Origin of the sequence: Streptomyces sp. 35G-GA-8 (assembly GCF_023534745.1) — a bacterium.
In the GTDB taxonomy this organism is placed as follows: domain Bacteria; phylum Actinomycetota; class Actinomycetes; order Streptomycetales; family Streptomycetaceae; genus Streptomyces.
The window spans coordinates 141,331-162,409 of the sequence record NZ_JAMHJQ010000007.1 but is presented as its reverse complement, the minus strand read 5'-3'; the positions used below and the strand labels follow the sequence as shown (position 1 = coordinate 162,409).

General features: G+C 69.9%; 16 protein-coding genes. 12 read left to right on the top strand and 4 right to left on the bottom strand.

What is annotated here, in order from left to right; genetic code table 11:
* Window positions 1-21: 21 nt before the first annotated feature.
* Window positions 22-906: a glycerophosphodiester phosphodiesterase family protein gene (locus M1203_RS17540; protein ID WP_249950667.1), complete on the bottom strand. Its 885-nt coding sequence runs from the start codon at window positions 904-906 to the stop codon at window positions 22-24.
* Between the two features lie 314 nt (window positions 907-1,220).
* Here M1203_RS17540 and M1203_RS17535 point away from each other — a divergent pair, with 314 nt between their 5' ends.
* The 5 genes from M1203_RS17535 to M1203_RS17515 all read left to right on the top strand — a co-directional run bounded on the left by M1203_RS17535 (window position 1,221) and on the right by M1203_RS17515 (window position 8,490).
* On the top strand, window positions 1,221-2,111 hold the full coding sequence (locus tag M1203_RS17535) for an MHYT domain-containing protein (protein ID WP_249950666.1): 891 nt from the start codon (window positions 1,221-1,223) through the stop codon (window positions 2,109-2,111).
* An 81-nt stretch (window positions 2,112-2,192) separates the two neighbouring features.
* Window positions 2,193-4,322 carry an excinuclease ABC subunit UvrB gene (uvrB, locus tag M1203_RS17530; RefSeq protein WP_249950665.1) on the top strand — a complete coding sequence of 710 codons (2,130 nt, stop codon included), beginning with the start codon at window positions 2,193-2,195 and terminating at the stop codon, window positions 4,320-4,322.
* A 185-nt stretch (window positions 4,323-4,507) separates the two neighbouring features.
* Complete coding sequence (locus M1203_RS17525) at window positions 4,508-5,074, top strand: TerD family protein (protein ID WP_030353647.1); 567 nt, start codon at window positions 4,508-4,510, stop codon at window positions 5,072-5,074.
* A gap of 191 nt (window positions 5,075-5,265) precedes the next feature.
* Entirely contained in the window at window positions 5,266-7,227 is a 1,962-nt protein-coding gene (locus M1203_RS17520) for a TerD family protein (RefSeq protein WP_249950664.1), read from the top strand.
* 234 nt (window positions 7,228-7,461) lie between these two features.
* Window positions 7,462-8,490 carry a TerC family protein gene (locus tag M1203_RS17515; RefSeq protein ID WP_249950663.1) on the top strand — a complete coding sequence of 343 codons (1,029 nt, stop codon included), beginning with the start codon at window positions 7,462-7,464 and terminating at the stop codon, window positions 8,488-8,490.
* A 112-nt stretch (window positions 8,491-8,602) separates the two neighbouring features.
* On the opposite strand, the gene M1203_RS17510 is transcribed toward M1203_RS17515, so the two are convergent.
* The 3 genes from M1203_RS17510 to M1203_RS17500 form a co-directional block, all read right to left on the bottom strand.
* The gene (locus M1203_RS17510; RefSeq protein ID WP_249950662.1) at window positions 8,603-9,649 is read right to left on the bottom strand and encodes a S66 peptidase family protein; all 1,047 of its coding nucleotides are present in this window, start codon (window positions 9,647-9,649) and stop codon (window positions 8,603-8,605) included.
* 105 nt (window positions 9,650-9,754) lie between these two features.
* Window positions 9,755-10,408: an MBL fold metallo-hydrolase gene (locus M1203_RS17505; protein WP_249950661.1), complete on the bottom strand. Its 654-nt coding sequence runs from the start codon at window positions 10,406-10,408 to the stop codon at window positions 9,755-9,757.
* A 10-nt stretch (window positions 10,409-10,418) separates the two neighbouring features.
* Window positions 10,419-11,105 carry a maleylpyruvate isomerase family mycothiol-dependent enzyme gene (locus tag M1203_RS17500; protein WP_249950660.1) on the bottom strand — a complete coding sequence of 229 codons (687 nt, stop codon included), beginning with the start codon at window positions 11,103-11,105 and terminating at the stop codon, window positions 10,419-10,421.
* A gap of 228 nt (window positions 11,106-11,333) precedes the next feature.
* Here M1203_RS17500 and uvrA point away from each other — a divergent pair, with 228 nt between their 5' ends.
* The 7 genes from uvrA (at window position 11,334) to whiA (ending at window position 20,912) form a co-directional block, all read left to right on the top strand.
* Window positions 11,334-14,294: an excinuclease ABC subunit UvrA gene (gene uvrA, locus M1203_RS17495; protein WP_249950659.1), complete on the top strand. Its 2,961-nt coding sequence runs from the start codon at window positions 11,334-11,336 to the stop codon at window positions 14,292-14,294.
* Window positions 14,295-14,397: 103 nt separating this feature from the next.
* Window positions 14,398-15,342: an alpha/beta fold hydrolase gene (locus M1203_RS17490; protein ID WP_249950658.1), complete on the top strand. Its 945-nt coding sequence runs from the start codon at window positions 14,398-14,400 to the stop codon at window positions 15,340-15,342.
* 65 nt (window positions 15,343-15,407) lie between these two features.
* Window positions 15,408-15,836, top strand: a complete 429-nt coding sequence (locus M1203_RS17485; protein ID WP_249950657.1) for a Rieske (2Fe-2S) protein — start codon at window positions 15,408-15,410, stop codon at window positions 15,834-15,836.
* A gap of 61 nt (window positions 15,837-15,897) precedes the next feature.
* On the top strand, window positions 15,898-17,970 hold the full coding sequence (gene uvrC, locus M1203_RS17480) for an excinuclease ABC subunit UvrC (protein WP_249950656.1): 2,073 nt from the start codon (window positions 15,898-15,900) through the stop codon (window positions 17,968-17,970).
* Window positions 17,963-18,901: an RNase adapter RapZ gene (gene rapZ / locus M1203_RS17475; protein WP_249950655.1), complete on the top strand. Its 939-nt coding sequence runs from the start codon at window positions 17,963-17,965 to the stop codon at window positions 18,899-18,901. The genes uvrC and rapZ overlap by 8 nt, the downstream gene beginning before the upstream one ends.
* A complete protein-coding gene (gene yvcK, locus M1203_RS17470; RefSeq protein WP_249950654.1) occupies window positions 18,898-19,932 on the top strand; it encodes a uridine diphosphate-N-acetylglucosamine-binding protein YvcK in 1,035 nt (344 codons plus the stop codon). The genes rapZ and yvcK overlap by 4 nt, the downstream gene beginning before the upstream one ends.
* On the top strand, window positions 19,923-20,912 hold the full coding sequence (gene whiA / locus M1203_RS17465) for a DNA-binding protein WhiA (RefSeq protein WP_030353658.1): 990 nt from the start codon (window positions 19,923-19,925) through the stop codon (window positions 20,910-20,912). Before yvcK ends, whiA begins: the two co-directional genes overlap by 10 nt.
* Window positions 20,913-21,079: the final 167 nt, after the last annotated feature.

Below are 21,079 nucleotides of genomic sequence, written 5' to 3'. Positions count from 1 at the left end.
TCCTGGGACCGGTCCGCGGCCTCAGCCCACCGCGTCCCGCACCACGTCGGGGTTGTTGGTGATGATCCCGTCCACACCGAGATCCCGGACCCGCACCGCGCCCGCCGCGTCGTTGACCGTCCAGGTGCTCACCGTGAGCCGCTTGCCCTTCGGGCCCTTCAGCCGGTGCACCGCGGCCACGTAGTCACCGGTGAGCGCTCCGTACGCGGGGTTGATCTGGTCCGTGAACGCGGCGTACGCGGGCAGATCGGCCACCGCCGGAGCGCCGAGGAAGCCGGTGACGAGGTCCGGGCGCAGCTGGTGCACCGTACGGACGCTGTCCGCGCTGAAGCTCTGGATGACCAGCTTCTTCTTCACGTGCGCGCGGCTCAGCCAGCCCTCCTGGCGCAGCACCCGCAGGATGTCCTTCTCGACGCCGGGGTACTGCTCGGGGGCCTTGATCTCCAGGAGCAGCTTCTGCCGGTTGGCCTCAACGGCGTCCAGGTACTGCTTCAGCGTGGGTACGCGCTCGCCCGCCCACCGCTCGCCGAACCAGCTGCCCGCGTCCAGCCGGGCGATCTCCGCCGCCGTGAAGTCCTTCACCTTCCAGGGGGCCCGGTCGGGGAAGAGCTCTTCCACATTGGTGGTCCGCCGGAGATTGTCGTCGTGGATCACCACCAGCCGGCCGTCCTTGGTGCGCTGGACGTCGTTCTCCACCCAGTCGATGCCCAGGTCACCGGCCGCGTCGACGGCCGCGAGCGTGTTCTCCGGGGCATAGGCGGAGGCGCCGCGGTGCGCGATGACGACCGGGCTCCCGCCCCTGGGCTCGGCGGCCGGGCCCGCGTTCGCGGTGGCGGCGCCGGGCAGAACCAGTGCGGTGACTCCCAGCAGTGCGGCGGCCGTTGTCACTGAGGTGCGTGCGTACACGTGTACTCCTCGTGTCGTGCGATGACGGGTCGTGTGATGACAGGTCGTGCGATGACAGTCGGCCAGAGCGTGGCAGCCCGCGGCCAACAGGGGACAGGCGAAGGTTGGCCACAACGTGAAGTCACGCCATGGACCGCGAGGATGGGGTGAGACCATGAAGCCACACCCGCGAAAGGCCGCCCCCTACCACGGGGGCACGCCGTATCGTGTCGACAAATCGCCGGTGGCCTGTTTGCTTACCGGGCCGGCCGTCCTACCCTCGCCCGAGCCGGCGCTTTCGCACAGGGAGAACGAGGGGCGAGGGGCATATCGCTATGCAGGGCACGATCGACGGATTCAGCTACGGTCTCGTCACACCCGTGGCGGCCTTTCTCATGGCCTGTCTCGGCGCGGCTCTGGGGCTGCGCTGCACCGCGAGATCCCTGCGCACCAGGCGCTCCTGGAAACCGGGCGGGCTCGCGCTGGGAGCGGCCGCGATCGGCTCCGGCGTCTGGACGATGCACTTCATCGCGATGATGGGGTTCGACGTCTCGGAGGTGCCGATCGGCTACGACCGGCTCACGACATTCGCCAGCCTCGTCGTGGGGATCGTCATGGTCGGGGTGGGGATCTTCATCGTCGGCTACCGGGGCACGACCCCGATGACCCTCGTCACCGGCGGCACCATCACCGGCCTCGGTTTCGCCACCATGCACTACCTCGGCATGGCGGGCATAAGGCTGCACGGCCGCGTCGGATACGACACCTTCACCGTCGCGCTCTCCGTCATGATCGCCGTCATCATGACGACGGCGGCCCTCTGGGTGGTCGTCTCGCACCGCGGATTTCTGGCCGGTCTGGCCGCCAGCGCGGTGATGGGCGTCGCGTCGACCGGGATGCACTACACCGCGATGGCCGCGGTCCATGTCCATCTGAGCGGCGCCGTCGGCGAGTCGGGCGGCGCCCCGCCCGCCGAACTGCTGGCCCCGATGCTGGTCGGCCCGGCCTTCTTCCTGCTGCTGGCCGGCGTGGCGGTGCTGGTCGACCCGCTGCTGGTGACGGGCCGCCGCGAACGGTCACGCTCCGCGGCGGCCGTGACCGGGCCGTGCGGGCGCCAGGGGGTGCCCGCGCAGCGGATCCGGCCGCGGCCGGCTTTTCGCGAGCACGCCGACCGTGCGGCCGCCAGGTCCGCGCGCCGCGGCTCCCAGGACCTCCACGACTGGTGACCTGGGTGAACTCTCGCTCACTCCGGGTGATCCGGGGCCGCTCGCCGTCCCACTGTCAGTGCGGGGTCGTACGGTGGATCCATGCGGCCCGTTTCCAAGATCGAACGTACGGTGGCGCCTTTCGAGGTCGTCAGCTCCTACCAGCCCAGCGGCGACCAGCCCACGGCCATCGCCGACCTGGAGCGGCGTGTCCGCGCGGGCGAGAAGGACGTCGTCCTGCTCGGCGCGACCGGCACGGGAAAGTCGGCGACGACCGCCTGGATGATCGAGAAGCTCCAGCGCCCCACGCTGGTGATGGCGCCGAACAAGACCCTGGCCGCACAGCTGGCGAACGAATTCCGTGAGCTGCTGCCCAACAACGCCGTCGAGTACTTCGTCTCGTACTACGACTACTACCAGCCCGAGGCGTACGTCCCGCAGTCGGACACCTACATCGAGAAGGACTCCTCCATCAACGAGGAGGTCGAGCGGCTGCGCCACTCCGCGACGAACTCCCTTCTCACCCGGCGCGATGTGGTCGTCGTCGCCTCGGTCTCCTGCATCTACGGTCTCGGTACGCCCCAGGAGTACGTGGACCGGATGGTGCCGCTGAAGGTCGGCCTGGAGCTGGACAGGGACCAGCTGCTGCGGCGCTTCGTCGACATCCAGTACACCCGCAACGACCTCGCGTTCACCCGGGGCACCTTCCGGGTCCGGGGCGACACCATCGAGATCTTCCCGGTCTACGAGGAGCTGGCCGTCCGTATCGAGATGTTCGGCGACGAGATCGAGGCGCTGTCCACGCTGCACCCGCTCACCGGCGAGGTCATCAGCGACGACGAAGAGCTGTACATCTTCCCGGCGAGCCACTACGTGGCCGGTCCCGAGCGCATGGAGAAGGCGGTCAACGGGATCGAACAGGAGCTGGAGTCCCGGCTGGCCGAGCTGGACAAGCAGGGCAAGCTGCTGGAGTCCCAGCGACTGCGGATGCGCACGACCTACGACATCGAGATGATGCGCCAGATCGGCTCCTGCTCGGGGATCGAGAACTACTCGATGCACTTCGACGACCGCGCGCCCGGCTCCGCGCCCAACACCCTCCTCGACTACTTCCCCGAGGACTTCCTGCTGGTCATCGACGAGTCGCATGTCACCGTGCCGCAGATCGGCGCGATGTACGAGGGCGACGCGTCCCGCAAGCGGACCCTGGTCGACCATGGCTTCCGGCTGCCGTCCGCGCTCGACAACCGCCCGCTGAAGTGGGAGGAGTTCCAGCAGCGGATCGGCCAGACCGTCTATCTCTCCGCCACTCCCGGCACGTACGAGCTGTCCCGCTCCGACGGCTTCGTGGAGCAGATCATCCGTCCCACGGGCCTGATCGACCCCGAGGTCGTCGTCAAGCCCACGGAGGGCCAGATCGACGATCTGGTCCATGAGATCCGCGAGCGCGCCGAGAAGGACGAGCGCGTCCTGGTGACCACGCTCACCAAGAAGATGGCCGAGGACCTCACCGACTACTTCCTGGAGCTGGGCATCCAGGTGCGCTATCTGCACAGCGATGTCGACACCCTGCGCCGGGTCGAGCTGCTGCGTGAGCTGCGCGCCGGTGAGTACGACGTCCTCGTCGGCATCAATCTGCTCCGCGAGGGCCTCGACCTCCCGGAGGTCTCCCTGGTGGCGATCCTCGACGCCGACAAGCAGGGCTTCCTGCGCTCGGGCACCTCGCTCATCCAGACCATCGGGCGGGCCGCGCGCAATGTGTCCGGCCAGGTCCATATGTACGCGGACAAGATCACCCCCGCGATGGCGCAGGCGATCGACGAGACGAACCGCCGCCGGGAGAAGCAGATCGCCTACAACACCGAGCGCGGTATCGACCCCCAGCCGCTCCGCAAGAAGATCAACGACATCGTCGCGACCATCGCGCGCGAGGAGGTCGACACCGAGGCCCTGCTCGGCACGGGCTACCGGAAGTCGAAGGACGGCAAGCCCGCCAAGGCCCCGGTCCCCTCGCTCGGGGCGAAGCCCGCGAAGGGCGGCAAGGCGGGGACGACGGGCGCGGTGCTCACCGACCGGCCCGCCGCCGAACTGGCCGGGATCATCGAGGAGATGACCGACCGGATGCGGGCCGCCGCGGCCGAGCTCCAGTTCGAGGTCGCCGCGCGGCTGCGTGACGAAGTGAGCGAACTCAAGAAGGAATTGCGGCAGATGAGAGAAGTGGGACTGGCCTGACACACCGGGACACGCGGTGTGTTGCAAGACCGACACAAAAACGGTCCAAGCCTCCTGCAATGTCCTTGTGACTGCGTAGGGTGCTGCGCAACCGCACACGGACGGTTGCGGGGGAACCATTCGAGAGGGGACAGCGCGTGGTGGACGTATCCAAGGGCGGTACGCCCGGAGGCCCTGGCGTCAATCTGACCAAGGGTCAGGCCATCAGCCTGGAGAAGAAGGGCGGCGGCACCCTGACGGCCGTGCGCATGGGGCTCGGCTGGCAGGCCGCCCCGCGCCGGGGCCTGTTCGGGTCCCGTACCCGCGAGATCGACCTGGACGCCTCGGCGGTGCTGTTCGCCGACAAGCAGCCGGTCGACGTGGTCTTCTTCCGTCATCTCGTCAGCGACGACGGCTCGGTACGGCACACCGGTGACAATCTGGTCGGCGGCGCCGGCCAGGGCGGCGACGACGAGGCGATCCTCGTCGACCTCCAGCGGATCCCGGTCCATATCGACCAGATCGTCTTCACGGTGAACTCGTTCACCGGCCAGACGTTCCAGGAGGTCCAGAACGCCTTCTGCCGCATCGTCGACGAGACCAACGGCCAGGAGCTGGCCCGCTACACGCTCGACGGCGGGGGCCAGTACACCGCGCAGATCATGGCGAAGGTCCACCGCGTGGGCTCCGGCTGGCAGATGACGGCCCTCGGCAACCCGGCCAACGGCCGTACGTTCCAGGACCTGATGCCGTCGATCCTGCCGCATCTGTAGGACACGGCGACGGCGTCGTCGAGTAAGCGCAGCTCCCGGAGGCCGGCGCAGGCCACCGGGGGCTGCGCCTCTGCGGTCGCACAGAAGTACCCCCGCACCGGGCATCCGCAACAGAACACCCGTACTGGGCCGTACCACCACACCTGAACACCGACGCGACACCGACGCGCAATCGATAGGGGACAGAGGCGATGACGGCCGAGCTGGTCCGGGGGCAGAACCACCCCTTGCCCCACACCCGACTGGAGATCCGGGTGACGGCCGGCGCACCGGTCATGCCCTGTGCCACGCTCGCGGACGCCCAGGGCACCGTGGGCGGCGCGGAGTGGATCGTCCACCCCGGTTCGCCCTCCCTCCCGGGCATCGAGGTCTCCCGCCAGGCCGCCGCGGCCCTGCGCTTCCATGTCGATCTGGACGCCCTGCCGCCGCGGGTGCATCTGGTCCGTGTGCTGCTCGCCCTCCCCGAGGGCATCGGTGGCCCCGACCGCTTCGGCGCCACCGCGGCCCCCTTCGCGGCGGTCACCTCCACCGAGGGCGCCGAGGTCGCCAGCTTCACCCTCACCGGACTGGACTCCGAGACCGCCGTCGTCGCCCTGGAGCTCTACCGCCGCCAGGGGGCCTGGAAGGTCCGGGCCGTCGGCCAGGGGTACGCGGGCGGCCTCGCCGAGCTCTTCGGCGACCAGGGACTGCCGCAGGCCCGCGCCTTCGCCGCCGGTATCCAGGAGGCGGTGGCCCGCCATCTGGCCAGCGCCGTACAGACCCCGCTGCCGGGTGGGACGGACGGTAGGCGGCGCAGGTCCGAGGGGCTGCCCCTGGCTCCCGCCCCGGGGCCCGCCACACCCTCGGGGTCCACGCCCGGGACCGTACCGTCCGCCGGACCGCCGGCGTCGGGACCGCCGTCGTCCGCGGGTCCGCAGTCCGGCGCGGGCGGGGCCGTCAACTACACGCATCCGGGCCGCCGTACGTCCACGCCGCCGACTCCGCCCCCGGCCGCGGTGCCCGCCCAGCCCGGCCGGCCGCCCCGCCCCGTCGCGGGCGACGCCACGGGCTGGTCCATGGACGAGCGCCTCTACAACCAGGTCTGGGGCATGTTCGAGGACCTGGCCCGTACGACCGCCGCGTACCGCAGCGCCATGGACTTCGCCGAGTCCCGGCTCGACCAGGAGCTGGACCGCGTCCTCTCCGACCCCCGTCATCGCATCGGCGGAGCGGGAGACGCCGCCCGCGAGGCCGCCCGTGCCAAGCACGACCAGCTCGCGGGCCAGGCGCGCGAGGTCCTTGACCGCGATCTGGCCCAGCTCGTCGCCGAGTCCGAGGTCGTCGAGCCCGCGTTGCCGCCCGCCTACGCCCGCTGGGACAACCCCGTCTGGCACGCCTACCGCGTTCCGATGGAGATCCCGATGGCGCTGCGCCTCGGCGATGTCCATCTGCCCGAGCGCCCCGATCTTCGGATACCGATGCTGGTGCGGCTGCCCCTGGAGCGCGGGCTCTGGGTCGACAGCGGCCGATCCGGCTCCGAGGCCGCGCTGATGATGGACGACGCCCAGCTGCGCGGGCTGGCCATGGACACCGCGGTCGCCCATGCCGCGCGTCTGCTGGCCGCCTACCCGCCCGGCGAGTTCACCGTCCATGTGATCGATCCGGCGGGCTCGGGCGCGCGCTCACTGGCCCCGCTGACCTCGTCCGGCGTGCTCGACCGGCCGCCGGCGGCGGGCGCCGGGGGAGTGGCGACCGTCCTCGCGACACTCACCCAGCGCGTGGACCTCGTGCAGATGGCGGTCCGCGGCGGGGCCGCCGAGTCCCTGCCGCCCGGTCTGGACACCGCCGAGCAGCTGCTGATCGTCAATGACTTCCCGCATGGCTTCGACGACCGCGCGGTGACCCAGCTGCGCTATCTCGCGGACGAGGGGCCGGCGGTCGGCGTGCATCTGCTGATGGTCGCGGACCGCGAGGACGCGAGCGGATACGGACCGCTGCTGGATCCGCTCTGGCGGACGCTGCTGCGGGTCACCCCCGTCCCGGACGATCACCTCGCCGATCCCTGGGTGGGCCACGCCTGGACCTACGAACCTCCCGCGGTGCCGCCGGGCAGCGGGGTGCTCCTCCAGGTCCTCGAACAGGTGGCGTCCGCTCGCCGCGCCTGGCGCCGCTGACCAGGCCCGCACCGCACAAGTGACGGCCGTCCACTGATCTTTTTACCTTTTCTTGGTTCTTCCTGTACTCTTCTTTGCAGCGGAGGGGAGTACTCCCACATCGCGACGTGCCCGTCAATACGGATCGCCATCGATCCCGGGGCGTCGGCCCGGGGAGCGGCGGAAGCCGCCCGGGTGGAAGAGACCTCCGGCAGCGACGACGCTGATCGATAGCCGTACGAAGCCGGAGGCACAGTGGACGTTTCCTTGACCTTGTGGGTGCTGACCATTCTTGGTCTGTCCGCCCTTATCGCTGTCGACTTCTTCATCGGGCGCAAGCCCCATGACGTGTCGATGAAGGAAGCCGGTACGTGGACGATTGTCTGGATCGCCCTCGCCGCGCTGTTCGGCGTCGGCCTGATGGTGTTCGGCACGGGCCAGGCGGCCGGCGAGTTCTTCGCCGGATTCATCACCGAGAAGTCGCTCAGTGTCGACAATCTCTTCGTCTTCGTCCTGATCATGGCGAAGTTCTCGGTTCCCTCGCATCTGCAGCAGCGTGTGCTGCTCATCGGTGTGCTGATCGCCCTGGTGCTGCGCGCCATATTCATCGCGGCAGGAGCCGCGATCATCGCCAGCTTCTCGTGGGTCTTCTTCATCTTCGGCGCGTTCCTGATCTACACCGCCTGGAAGCTCATCCAGGAGGCGCGCTCCGACGACGAGGACGAGGAGTTCGAGGAGAACCGTCTCCTCAAGTCCATCGAGAAGCGCTTCGGGGTCGCCGACAGGTACCACGGCACCAAGCTCTTCATCCGGAACAACGGCAAGCGGATCCTGACCCCGCTGATGGTGGTCATGCTGGCCATCGGCACCACCGACGTGCTGTTCGCGCTGGACTCCATCCCCGCGATCTTCGGTCTGACCCAGGACCCGTACATCGTCTTCACCGCCAACGCCTTCGCCCTGATGGGTCTGCGGCAGCTCTACTTCCTCATCGGGGGGCTGCTGAAGAAGCTGGTGCACCTCAGCTACGGCCTGTCGGTCATCCTCGGCTTCATCGGTGTGAAGCTGGTGCTCCACGCGCTGCACGAGACCGGGGTGCATGTCCCCGAGATCTCCATTCCGGTCTCGCTGGCGGTCATCTGTGGTGTCCTGATCATCACCACGATCACCAGCCTGATCGCCTCGAAGAAGCAGGCGGAGCGGGACGCGGCCGCCGCTCTCACGACGGAGAGCGGCAAGGACGGCCAGGAGAGCAAGGACAGCAAGGACAGCATCGAGGCCTGATCCTCGCGTGACAGCCTGATCCTCGCGGAAAAGGAGGGGGCGGGCGGCAGCACTGCCGCTCGCCCCCTTCCGCGTTCCCGTACAGCCTTTCCGTACGGCTCGGTACCCGGCCTCAGTACGTGACGCTGATACGCCGCGCGGGCCCGTCCACCCGCACCGTGCCGCCGTACGGGATGACCAGCTGAGGGTCGGTGTGGCCGAAGTCCACATCGAAGACGGCCATGGTGTCCGGGGCGTACGCCGCCAGCGCGCGCAGGACCGCCGCCCGCTGTTCGTGCGCGTACCGGGCCGCCTCCTCCGGGCCGTGGGGCCGCGCGAACGACCATGTCTTGGGACGCGCCATCAGCAGGGCGGGGAAGCGCCGCAGCAGATCGCGTTCGCCCATGTTCCGCAGGATCCGGAACACCTCCTCGGCGGCCGGCATCTCCTCCGAGGTCTCCAGCAGCAGCACACAGCCGTCGTAGGCGGAGAGGTCGGCCTGAATCTCCCGGTCCGCCATCAGCAGCCAGGAGAGGATCTCCAGATTCCCGCCCCAGCTGGGGCCCTCCACCACCCGCTCCGGCCCGTGCAGGGTCCAGCCGTCGCCCGCCCGGGTCTCCGGCTCGACCGCGAGCCTCGCCGGGTCCGCCCAGTCGCCGTCCACATCGCGGAATCGCTCGGCGGGGCGCAGCTCGTACGGGCCGCAGGTGAACAGCGCGGCCCGCAGGGACTCCGCGGTGAGCGGATCCATCGCACCCGGCCGGCCCAGCTCGCACATCACGCTCGCGCCGTGATAGCCGACGATCCCGGTGTTCCACAGATACGCCAGCAGATTGGTGTTGTCGCTGAAGCCGAAGAACGGCTTGGGGTGGGCCCGGATCAATTCCCGGTCCAGCAGCGGCAGTACGGTGATCTGATCGTCCCCGCCGATGCTCGCCATCACCGCCTTGACCGTCGGGTCCGCGAAGGCGGCGTGGAGGTCGTCGGCCCGTTCCTGTGGCGTCGACCCCATCTTCCGGGTCGCCGGATACTCGACGGGCACCAGTCCGAAGTCCTTCGCCAGCCGGTCGAGACCCAGTTCGTACGGCAGCGGGAACTGCCCCGGCAGCCCGGAGGACGGCGAGACCACCCCGATCCGGTCGCCGGGACGGGGCTTGGGCGGATACGCGGGGATCGGCATGGCGCGATCGTAGGGACGCGGCCCACCAGGGATCGAGTGGTTATCGGCGGGCCGCCCCCGGCTGCGACGGCCTCACTGCGACGACCCCCGCTCGTCAGCGGCGGGTCACCAGCCGCGCAGCCGCCAGGCCGCGAGGTGCGGGCGCTCGGCGCCGAGGGTGGAGTCGTTGCCATGGCCGGGGTAGATCCACGCCTCGTCCGGCAGGGTCGCGAAGATCTTGGTCTCGATCCCGTCCATCAGGCTCGTGAAGTCCGCGGGGGTCCCGGTCTTCCCGGGGCCGCCGGGGAACAGACAGTCGCCCGTGAACAGATGCGCGTGGTCGTGCGGGTCGTCGTAGACCAGCACGATCGAGCCCGGGGTGTGGCCCACCAGATGCAGGGCGGTGAGTTCGATCTCACCGACCCGGATCGTGTCCCCGTCCTCGACCGGGACATCGGTGGGCACGGGGATGGCCTCGGCGTCGTAGCGCCCCGCGTACGTCCGCGCGCCCGTGGCCGCCACGACCTCCGCCAGCGCCTGCCAGTGGTCGCCATGGCGGTGCGTGGTGACGACGGACGCGATGCCGTCGTCACCGATCAGTGTGAGCAACGTGCCGGCGTCATTGGCCGCGTCGATCAGCAGCTGCTCACCGGTGGCCCGGCAGCGCAGCAGATAGGCGTTGTTGTCCATCGGCCCGACGGCGACCTTGGAGATCATCAGGGCGGGCAGTTCATGCACGTCCGCCGGTCCGCCGACCTTCACCGCTCCGCTGTACGTCATACGGATCAGCCTATAGCGGGGGCAGTACGGGCAGGGGGCCGTCCGGAGACTTCAGCGTGGTCCCGTCCCCGCGGCCCGCGAGCCAGCCCATCAGGTCCGGGGCCGGTCCGCTCACGGCGAGCGGGGTGCCCTCCGTACCACCCGTGCGCCAGGTCCGCCCGTCGGTCGCGGTCAGGGCCAGCGGCGGGACCGCGGCGTTCCCGGAGAACCGCTCCACGAGGAAGGCGGTCTCGCGCTCGGTGAACTCCTCGGACAGATCCTCCAGCTCGCGGCCGATGCCGAGATCGACATGGTGCAGCTCGATCTCGATCAGCCGGCGGAACGGAAGGCGGGCCGCCACATCCGTGACGCCATTGCGCATCGTGACGACGCGCGTCCAGTCCGCGGGGGCGGCCGCGGAATGCTGGAAGGCCTCGGCGGTGTTACGTACATCGGTGAGCTGGACGTCCAGAGGTCGCGCCGCGTCCCGCTCGATGTCGGCGTCGCGCGTTTCGGCGTCGCGGTACATGGGCCGGCCTTCGAGCACATTGACCAGTGCGTCCGCGTTCCTGGCGAGATGTGCCAGCACATGTCCCCGGCTCCAGCCCGGGAGCCGTGACGGCGCGGCGAGGGCCGCGTTGTCCAGTTCGGCGGCTGCGCTGAGGAGCCGGTCCGTCGCCTCACGTACAGCCGCCAGGTCACGCTCGTGATCGATCATGCCGCCGACGATAGCGCCGCCACCCGATCGGGTGAAGACGGCGCAGGGCCGCCGTAAATCGAATGCACGTGCTATAGGCTCAGGGGAGGCATCCTGGCATATAGGCAATCCCGCCCGGCGCTCCGAAGCCCGGCAATCGACCACTGGCACATCCATCGTTCTGGCGACCCCCATTAGTGTGGGAAGGGGGCTCCGCCCCTGGTTCTCTTCAGAAAGGTGCGGACCGGCGTGGCCGACCGTCTCATCGTCCGTGGCGCGCGCGAGCACAATCTCAAGAACGTGTCGCTCGACCTCCCCCGTGACTCCCTCATCGTCTTCACCGGGCTCTCCGGGTCGGGCAAGTCCTCTCTCGCGTTCGACACGATCTTCGCCGAGGGACAGCGCCGGTACGTGGAGTCCCTTTCCTCGTACGCCCGGCAGTTCCTCGGTCAGATGGACAAGCCGGATGTCGACTTCATCGAGGGGCTCTCCCCGGCAGTCTCCATCGACCAGAAGTCGACCTCGCGCAACCCGCGCTCGACGGTCGGCACGATCACCGAGGTCTACGACTACCTCCGGCTGCTCTTCGCCAGGATCGGCAAGCCGCACTGCCCCGAGTGCGGCCGGCCGATCTCCCGGCAGTCGCCACAGGCCATCGTGGACCGGGTGCTCGAACTGCCGGAGGGCAGCAGGTTCCAGGTCCTCTCGCCGCTCATCCGTGAGCGCAAGGGCGAGTTCGTCGATCTCTTCGCCGATCTCCAGACCAAGGGCTACAGCCGGGCCAGGGTCGACGGGCAGACGATCCAGCTCAGCGAGCCGCCCAAGCTCAAGAAGCAGGAGAAGCACACCATCGAGGTGGTGGTCGACCGCCTCACGGTGAAGGACAGCGCCAAGCGCCGGCTGACCGACTCGGTCGAGACCGCGCTCGGTCTCTCCGGCGGCATGGTCGTGCTCGACTTCGTGGATCTCCCCGAGGACGACCCCGAGCGCGAGCGGATGTACTCCGAGCATCTGTACTGCCCGTACGACGATCTCTCCTTCGAGGAGCTGGAGCCCCGCTCCTTCTCCTTCAACTCGCCCTTCGGCGCGTGCCCCGACTGCACCGGTATCGGTACGCGCATGGAGGTCGACCCGGAGCTGATCGTCCCCGACGAGGAGAAGTCCCTCGACGAGGGCGCCATCCACCCCTGGTCCCACGGCCATACGAAGGAGTACTTCGGGCGGCAGATCGGCGGCCTCGCCAAGGCGCTCGGATTCCGTACGGACATCCCGTGGGCCGGACTGCCGCAGCGCGCCAGGAAGGCCCTGCTGTACGGCCACAAGACCCAGGTCGAGGTCCGCTACCGGAACCGGTACGGCCGCGAGCGCGCCTACACCAGCCCCGCCTTCGAGGGAGCGGTCTCCTTCGTCAAGCGGCGGCACACGGAGGCGGAGAGCGACACCAGCAGGGAGCGCTTCGAGGGCTATATGCGCGAGGTGCCCTGCCCGACCTGTGAGGGCACCCGGCTCAAGCCGATCGTCCTGGCGGTCACGGTCATGGAGAAGTCCATCGCCGAGGTCTCCGCGCTGTCGATCAGCGACTGCGCCGACTTCCTGGCCGAGCTCAAGCTGAACGACCGTGACAAGACGATCGCCGAGCGGGTGCTCAAGGAGGTCAACGAGCGGCTGAAGTTCCTGGTCGACGTGGGCCTGGACTATCTCTCGCTGAACCGCGCGGCCGGGACCCTCTCCGGCGGCGAGGCCCAGCGGATCCGGCTCGCGACGCAGATCGGCTCGGGGCTGGTCGGGGTGCTGTACGTACTGGACGAGCCGTCCATCGGTCTGCACCAGCGGGACAACCACCGGCTGATCGAGACCCTGGTCAGGCTGCGTGACATGGGCAACACCCTGATCGTCGTGGAGCACGACGAGGACACCATCAAGGTGGCCGACTGGGTGGTCGACATCGGCCCCGGCGCCGGTGAGCACGGCGGCAAGGTCGTGCACTCGGGACCGTTGAAGGGGCTGCTGGCCAACAAGGAGTCGATGACCGGCCAGTACCTCTCCGGGAAGAAGGCCATCCCGACCCCGGGCATCCGCCGGCCGATCGACCCGGGCCGGCAGCTCACCGTGCACGGCGCCCGGGAGAACAATCTGCGGGACATCGATGTGTCCTTCCCGCTGGGTGTGTTCACGGCCATCACCGGAGTCTCGGGCTCCGGTAAGTCGACGCTGGTCAACGACATCCTCTATACGCATCTGGCGCGCGAGCTGAACGGCGCGAAGTCGGTGCCCGGCCGGCACACCCGGGTCGACGGCGACGATCTGGTCGACAAGGTCGTCCATGTCGACCAGTCGCCCATCGGCCGTACGCCCCGCTCCAACCCGGCCACGTACACCGGTGTCTTCGACCATGTCCGCAAGCTCTTCGCCGAGACGATGGAGGCCAAGGTCCGCGGCTACCTCCCCGGACGCTTCTCCTTCAACGTCAAGGGCGGTCGCTGCGAGAACTGCTCGGGTGACGGCACGATCAAGATCGAGATGAACTTCCTGCCGGACGTCTATGTCCCGTGCGAGGTCTGCCATGGAGCCCGCTACAACCGGGAGACCCTGGAGGTCCACTACAAGGGCAAGTCCATCGCCGAGGTCCTGGACATGCCGATCGAGGAGGCCCTGGACTTCTTCGAGGCCGTCCCGACCATCTCGCGGCACCTCAGGACGCTCAACGAGGTCGGCCTCGGGTATGTCCGGCTGGGCCAGTCCGCGCCGACCCTCTCGGGCGGTGAGGCGCAGCGGGTGAAGCTGTCGAGCGAGCTGCAGAAGCGCTCCACCGGCCGCACGGTCTACGTCCTGGACGAGCCGACGACCGGTCTGCACTTCGAGGACATCAGCAAGCTGATCACGGTGCTCTCCGGACTGGTCGAGAAGGGCAACACGGTGATCGTGATCGAGCACAACCTGGACGTCATCAAGACGGCGGACTGGGTGATCGACATGGGACCGGAGGGCGGCAACGGCGGCGGTCTGGTGATCGCGGAGGGCACCCCGGAGCAGGTGGCCGGTGTCCCGGCCAGCCACACCGGAAAGTTCCTGCGGGACATCCTGGACGCCGAGAGCATCAGCGACGCGGCGCCGATGAAGAAGGCCACGACGCGGAAGACGGCGGCCAAGAAGGCGCCGGCCAAGGCGGTGGCGGCGAAGAAGACCGCCGCGCGCTCGCGCCGCGCCTGACCCCCTGACCCGGCGCGTCTCCCGCACAGGCGCGCGTCTCCCGCACCGGCTCCGCCTCGTCAAGCGGCTGTCCCGTCCCTCCCGGACTCGGCACAATCCTGGGATGGACGAGACAGCCGTGACGGGCGACAGGGACGAGACGGTTCCGACGGACGACGGGGTACGGCTCTGGGCCACCCGCACGGGCGGTGGCGCATCCCGCACGGGCGGCGGCGCCGGAGAGCCGGTGATCCTCTGCCATGGCGGGCCGGGCCTCTGGGACACCCTGGAGGAGCCGGCCGCGCTGCTCCCCGGCACCCCGGCGTACCGCTGGGACCAGCGGGGCTGCGGCCGCTCCCAGCGCTCGGGGCCGTACAGCACCGACCGCTCCGTGGCCGATCTCGACGCCGTCCGGCGCCACTTCGGGCTGGACCGGGTCACGCTGCTCGGCCACTCCTGGGGCGCGCGGCTGGCCCTCGCGTACGCACTGGCGCATCCCGCCCGGGTCAGCGGGCTGATCTATGTCGCGGGCACCGGCATCGACGCCGACTCCACCTGGCATCCGGCGTACAAGGAGGCGTTCCTCCGTAGGCTCGGTGAGCGCCGGGACCACCGGGAACACTGGGAGGAACTGCGCGGCCTCGGCGACGGCCGTACGGACGCGCAGGACCGGGAGTACGCGATCCTCCAGTGGTCGGTGGACTTCACCGATCGCGACCGCGCCCTCGCGCACGCCGAGGCCATGGCGACCCCGTGGTTCGGCGTCAACCACGCCTGCAACGCCACCATCGGCGCGGAGCTGCGACGGCCCGAGGCCACCCGCGGGCTCCGGGAGCGGTGCGCCGCCCTGCGGGTCCCCGTACTGATCGTGGACGGGGAGGACGACATCCGGCCCCGGTGGTCCGTGGATTCGCTGGAGAGCGCGCTCCCCGACGTGACGAGGACGACGCTGGCGGGCGCCGGACACCTGCCCTGGACCGAGGACCCGGAGGGCTTCCGGACGGCGGTCGGGGCGTTCCTCGGGGGCGGGCGCCGCACGGGCGCCCGCCGCCGAGAAGACAGCCGCTGAAGGGCCGCCGGAACGGCCCCGGTATCGTCGCGTATGTCACCGACCTCCGACCCAGTGGAGCCATCATGGCCGGCCCGTCCGCCCCTCGCCGCACCGTGCTGAAGGGCGCCGCGCTCGCCGGTGCGGCCGGGCTGGGGGTGGCGGCCTGCTCCACCGGATCGAAGCTGGGCCACGCCGAGAACCCCACCCCCACCGCACCCGTCGACCTCGGCGCGGCGGCGGATGTGCCGGTCGGCGGCGCGAAGCTCTACCGGGACCAGCGGCTGGTGGTGAGCTGCCCCGCGAAGGGGGAGTACAAGGCGTTCAGCGCGCAGTGCACCCACGCGGGCTGTCTCCTGGAGAAGCTGGAGGGCACGGTGGGTGACTGCCCGTGCCACGGCAGCAAGTTCGATGTCACCACCGGCAAGGCCATACAGGGACCGGCGACCGCGTCACTGCCCGAGGTCCCGGTCACGGCGGAGGGCGGCAAGCTCATCGCGGGGCCCCGGGCCTGACGGTCCCGGGGGGTACCCCGGCCGGGCCCTGCTGTCGGTCCCCGACAGTAGGGTGGACGGCATGGCCGACCCCTCCAGCTACCGCCCCAAGCCGGGACAGATCCCCGACTCGCCGGGGGTCTACAGGTTCCGTGACGACCACCGGCGGGTGATCTATGTCGGGAAGGCGAAGAGCCTGCGGCAGCGGCTCGCCAACTACTTCCAGGATCTCGCGGGTCTGCACCCGCGTACCCGAACCATGGTCACCACCGCCGCGTCCGTCGAGTGGACCGTCGTCTCCACCGAGGTCGAGGCGCTTCAACTGGAGTACTCCTGGATCAAGGAGTACGACCCCCGCTTCAACGTCAAGTACCGCGACGACAAGAGCTATCCGTTCCTCGCCGTCACGCTGAACGAGGAGTTCCCCCGGGTCCAGGTGATGCGCGGCGCCAAGAAGAAGGGCGTGCGCTACTTCGGTCCCTACGGACACGCCTGGGCCATCCGCGAGACCGTCGATCTGATGCTCCGTGTCTTTCCCGTACGGACGTGCTCCGCCGGGGTGTTCAAGAACGCCGCGCGGACCGGCCGCCCCTGTCTCCTCGGTTACATCGGCAAGTGCTCGGCGCCCTGCGTCGGCCGGGTCACCCCCGAGGAACACCGTGAACTGGCCGAGGAGTTCTGCGACTTCATGGCCGGCCGCACCGGCACGTACATCCGCCGGCTCGAGCAGCGGATGACGGAGGCCGCCGAGGAGATGGAGTACGAGAAGGCGGGCCGGCTGCGGGACGACATAGGCGCGCTCCGCCGCGCGATGGAGAAGAACGCGGTCGTGCTCGCCGACGCCACGGACGCGGACCTCATCGCGGTGGCCGAGGACGAGCTGGAGGCCGCCGTACAGATCTTCCATGTCCGCGGCGGCCGGGTGCGGGGACAGCGCGGCTGGGTCACCGACAAGGTCGAGGCCGTGGAGACGGCGGGGCTCGTCGAGCACGCGCTCCAGCAGCTGTACGGGGAGGAGAGCGGCGACGCCGTCCCCAAGGAAGTGCTCGTCCCCGCCCTGCCGGAGGACGCGGAGGCCGTCGCCCAGTGGCTCAGCGAGCGCCGCGGGTCCCAGGTCTCGCTGCGGATTCCGCAGCGCGGTGACAAGAAGGACCTGATGGCGACGGTCGGGCGCAATGCCCAGCAGTCGCTGGTCCTGCACAAGACCAAGCGCGCCAGCGATCTCACCACCCGCTCCCGGGCCCTGGAGGAGATCGCCGAGGCCCTTGGTCTGGACAGCGCGCCGCTGCGCATCGAGTGCTACGACATCTCCCATCTCCAGGGTGACGATGTCGTGGCGTCCATGGTGGTCTTCGAGGACGGCCTCGCCCGTAAGGGTGAATACCGCCGGTTCCAGATCAAGGGGTTCGAGGGCCAGGACGACGTCCGGTCGATGCACGAGGTCATCGGGCGGCGCTTCCGGCGCTATCTCCAGGAGAAGGAGCGGACCGGGGAGTGGCCGGAGCAACCGGAGCGGCAGGATCGGTCCGAGGAGTCCGACGAGTCCGGGGAGCCCGAGGAGTCCGGGGCGCACTCGGACGGGTCGGGCCCGCTGGAGCGGCTGGGACAGCCCGGCCGTGAGGACGACGGCCGCCCCAAGCGCTTCGCCTACCCGCCCCAGCTGGTGGTCGTCGACGGCGGACAGCCGCAGGTCGCGGCGGCCCAGCGGGCCCTGGACGAGCTGGGCATCGACGATGTCGCCGTCTGCGGTCTCGCCAAGCGCCTCGAAGAGGTCTGGGTGCCGGGCGAGAGCGACCCGGTGGTCCTGCCCCGCTCCAGCGAGGGGCTCTATCTGCTCCAGCGCGTACGGGACGAGGCGCACCGCTTCGCCATCACGTACCAGCGGGCCAAGCGGGCCAAGCGCGTCAGGTCCAGCCCACTGGACGATGTGCCCGGCCTCGGCGAGTCCCGGAAACAGTCGCTGATCAAGCATTTCGGCTCGGTGAAGAAGCTGCGGCAGGCGACAATCGACCAGATCTGTGAGGTTCCGGGCGTGGGTCGCAAAACGGCCGAGTCCGTCGTCGTGGCCTTCGCCAAGGCGGCCCCGGCGGCACCCGCCGTGAACACGGCGACAGGAGAGATCATGGAAGACGACGGGGGCAGCACGCATGACTGAGCACGACCGGGACGGAGCAGGGCACGTGAGTACGGGCATCACAAACGAGACGGGTGACGCCGTCGAGGCGGCCATCCCCGAACTGGTGATCATCTCCGGTATGTCGGGCGCCGGCCGCAGCACCGCGGCCAAGTGTCTGGAGGACCTCGGCTGGTTCGTGGTGGACAATCTGCCGCCCGCGCTGATCCCCACCATGGTGGAGCTCGGTGCCCGCTCGCAGGGCAATGTGGCGCGGATCGCGGTGGTGGTCGACGTACGCGGGCGGCGGTTCTTCGACAACCTCCGCGAATCGCTCGCCGACCTCGACGCCAAGCAGGTGACCCGGCGGGTCGTCTTCCTGGAGTCCTCCGACGAGGCGCTGGTGCGCCGCTTCGAATCCGTACGCCGTCCGCACCCGCTCCAGGGCGACGGCCGGATCGTCGACGGCATCGAGGCCGAGCGGGAGTTGCTGCGCGAGCTGCGCGGTGACGCGGATCTGGTGATCGACACCTCCAGTCTCAACGTCCATGAGCTGCGCGCCAAGATGGACGCCCAGTTCGCCGGGGACGAGAAGCCGGAGCTGCGGGCCACCGTCATGTCGTTCGGCTACAAGTACGGTCTGCCGGTCGACGCCGACCTGGTGGTGGACTGCCGCTTCCTGCCCAACCCGCACTGGGTCCCCGAGCTGCGGCCCTTCACCGGACTCAACGAGGAGGTGTCCGCGTATGTCTTCAACCAGCCGGGCGCGAAGGAGTTCCTCGACCGCTACACCGAACTGCTCCAGCTGATCGCCACGGGCTACCGCCGCGAGGGCAAGCGCTATGTGACCGTCGCAGTCGGCTGCACCGGCGGCAAGCACCGTTCCGTCGCCATGTCCGAGCGGCTCGGCGCGCGCCTCGCCTCCGAAGGCATCGAGACCGTCGTCGTCCACCGGGACATGGGGCGCGAGTGACCGGACGCACCTTCCGCATGCGCCGGCTGCGCAGGGGTGTCCCCGCGCTGTCGGCGCGGGGGCGCGGCGCTCAGCCCAAGGTCGTCGCGCTCGGCGGCGGAATGGGCCTGTCCGCCTCCCTCGCGGCGCTCCGCAGGATCACCGGCGATCTCACCGCCGTCGTCACCGTCGCCGACGACGGCGGCTCCAGCGGCCGGCTCAGGGAGGAGCTGGGTGTCCTGCCACCCGGCGATCTGCGCAAGGCCCTGGCGGCGCTCTGCGGTGACGACGACTGGGGACAGACCTGGGCGCGGGTGATCCAGCACCGCTTCCAGTCGCAGGGCGACCTCCACGAGCACGCGGTGGGCAATCTGCTGATCGTCGCCCTCTGGGAGCAGCTGGGCGACCATGTGCAGGCCCTCGATCTGGTCGGCAAACTCCTGGGCGCGCACGGCCGGGTGCTGCCCATGTCCGCCGTACCGCTGGAGCTTCAAGCGCTCGTACGGGGCCATGACCCGGCGCGCCCGGACCGGATCGACACGGTGCGCGGCCAGGCCACCGTCGCGCTCACCCGCGGTGAGGTGCAGTCCGTCCATCTGGTGCCGCACGACCCGCCGGCCGTCCCCGAGGCGGTCGCCGCGGTGCTGGACGCCGACTGGGTCGTGCTCGGCCCCGGCTCCTGGTTCTCCTCGGTGATTCCGCATCTTCTGGTGCCCGAACTGCTCGACGCGCTCGTCGAGACGAAGGCACGCCGGGTCCTCTCGCTGAACCTCGCGCCTCAACCCGGTGAAACCGAAGGCTTCTCACCGCAGCGTCATTTGGAGGTTTTGGGGCGACACGCCCCTAAACTCGCCCTGGACGCGGTGCTGGCCGACCAGGCCGCCGTGCCCGACCGCGAATCACTCTCCGATGCCGCCAAGCGGTTCGGTGCCGCGGTCGAGCTGGCGCCGGTGGCAGCGCCCGATGGTTCCCCGGTCCATGATCCGGAGCTGTTGGCAGCCGCGTACGACCGTATTTTTCGGATGCATGGAAGGATCGGCCCATGGCGATGACGCCAGCGGTGAAGGACGAGATCGCCCGCCTCCCCGTCACCCGGACGTGCTGCAGGAAGGCTGAGGTCTCGGCGATCCTCCGGTTCGCGGGCGGGCTGCACCTGGTGAGCGGCCGCATTGTGATCGAGGCGGAGCTGGACACCAGCATCGCCGCGCGACGGCTCCGCAAGGACATCCTGGAGATCTTCGGGCACAACTCCGAGCTCGTCGTGATGGCCCCGGGCGGACTGCGCCGCGGCAGCCGTTACGTCGTACGGGTGATTACGGGCGGTGATCAGCTGGCCAGGCAGACCGGGCTGGTCGACGGCCGGGGCCGCCCGATCCGCGGACTGCCCCCGCAGGTCGTCTCCGGTGCCACCTGTGACGCGGAGGCTGCCTGGCGCGGCGCGTTCCTGGCGCACGGCTCGCTCACCGAGCCCGGCCGCTCCTCCTCGCTGGAGGTGACGTGCCCGGGACCCGAGGCGGCCCTCGCGCTGGTCGGTGCCGCCCGCAGGCTCCAGATCGCGGCCAAGGCCCGTGAGGTGCGCGGGGTGGACCGGGTGGTCGTACGGGACGGCGACGCGATCGGCGCGCTGCTGACCCGGCTCGGTGCCCATGAGTCGGTGCTGGCGTGGGAGGAGCGGCGGATGCGCCGCGAGGTCCGCGCCACGGCCAACCGCCTCGCCAACTTCGACGACGCGAATCTGCGCCGCTCCGCGCGGGCCGCGGTCGCGGCCGGCGCCCGGGTGCAGCGCGCGCTGGAGATCCTGGGCGAGGAGGTGCCCGAGCATCTCGCCGCCGCGGGCCGGCTGCGGATGGAGCACAAGCAGGCCTCCCTGGAGGAGCTGGGCGCGCTCGCGGACCCGCCGCTCACCAAGGACGCGGTCGCGGGCCGGATCCGGCGGCTGCTGGCCATGGCCGACAAGCGCGCACAGGACCTCGGGATTCCGGGTACGGAGTCCAATCTGAGCGAGGATCTGGCCGACGGCCTCGTCGGCTGAGCCGGACGGGTGAGTCCGAAGTCCCCTCCGCCCGGGTGCGGATGACGCCGCTTCGGACCGGCTCGTCCGGCCCGCTGTCCCCAACTGCCCGCTGCCGGCGCCGAATAGGTGTCGGCAGCAGGCATTTTGCCGCCCATTGACACACCCTTGACATGATCATGGAGGGT

What these genes read in the sequence shown, in the direction of transcription:
- M1203_RS17535 (WP_249950666.1), top strand. Translation starts at nt 1,221, where the DNA reads ATGCAGGGCACGATCGACGGATTCAGCTACGGTCTCGTCACACCCGTG.
- uvrB (WP_249950665.1), top strand. Translation starts at nt 2,193, where the DNA reads ATGCGGCCCGTTTCCAAGATCGAACGTACGGTGGCGCCTTTCGAGGTC.
- M1203_RS17520 (WP_249950664.1), top strand. Translation starts at nt 5,266, where the DNA reads ATGACGGCCGAGCTGGTCCGGGGGCAGAACCACCCCTTGCCCCACACC.
- M1203_RS17510 (WP_249950662.1), bottom strand. Translation starts at nt 9,649, where the DNA reads ATGCCGATCCCCGCGTATCCGCCCAAGCCCCGTCCCGGCGACCGGATC.
- M1203_RS17505 (WP_249950661.1), bottom strand. Translation starts at nt 10,408, where the DNA reads ATGACGTACAGCGGAGCGGTGAAGGTCGGCGGACCGGCGGACGTGCAT.
- M1203_RS17500 (WP_249950660.1), bottom strand. Translation starts at nt 11,105, where the DNA reads ATGATCGATCACGAGCGTGACCTGGCGGCTGTACGTGAGGCGACGGAC.
- M1203_RS17490 (WP_249950658.1), top strand. Translation starts at nt 14,398, where the DNA reads ATGGACGAGACAGCCGTGACGGGCGACAGGGACGAGACGGTTCCGACG.
- M1203_RS17485 (WP_249950657.1), top strand. Translation starts at nt 15,408, where the DNA reads ATGGCCGGCCCGTCCGCCCCTCGCCGCACCGTGCTGAAGGGCGCCGCG.
- uvrC (WP_249950656.1), top strand. Translation starts at nt 15,898, where the DNA reads ATGGCCGACCCCTCCAGCTACCGCCCCAAGCCGGGACAGATCCCCGAC.
- rapZ (WP_249950655.1), top strand. Translation starts at nt 17,963, where the DNA reads ATGACTGAGCACGACCGGGACGGAGCAGGGCACGTGAGTACGGGCATC.
- whiA (WP_030353658.1), top strand. Translation starts at nt 19,923, where the DNA reads ATGGCGATGACGCCAGCGGTGAAGGACGAGATCGCCCGCCTCCCCGTC.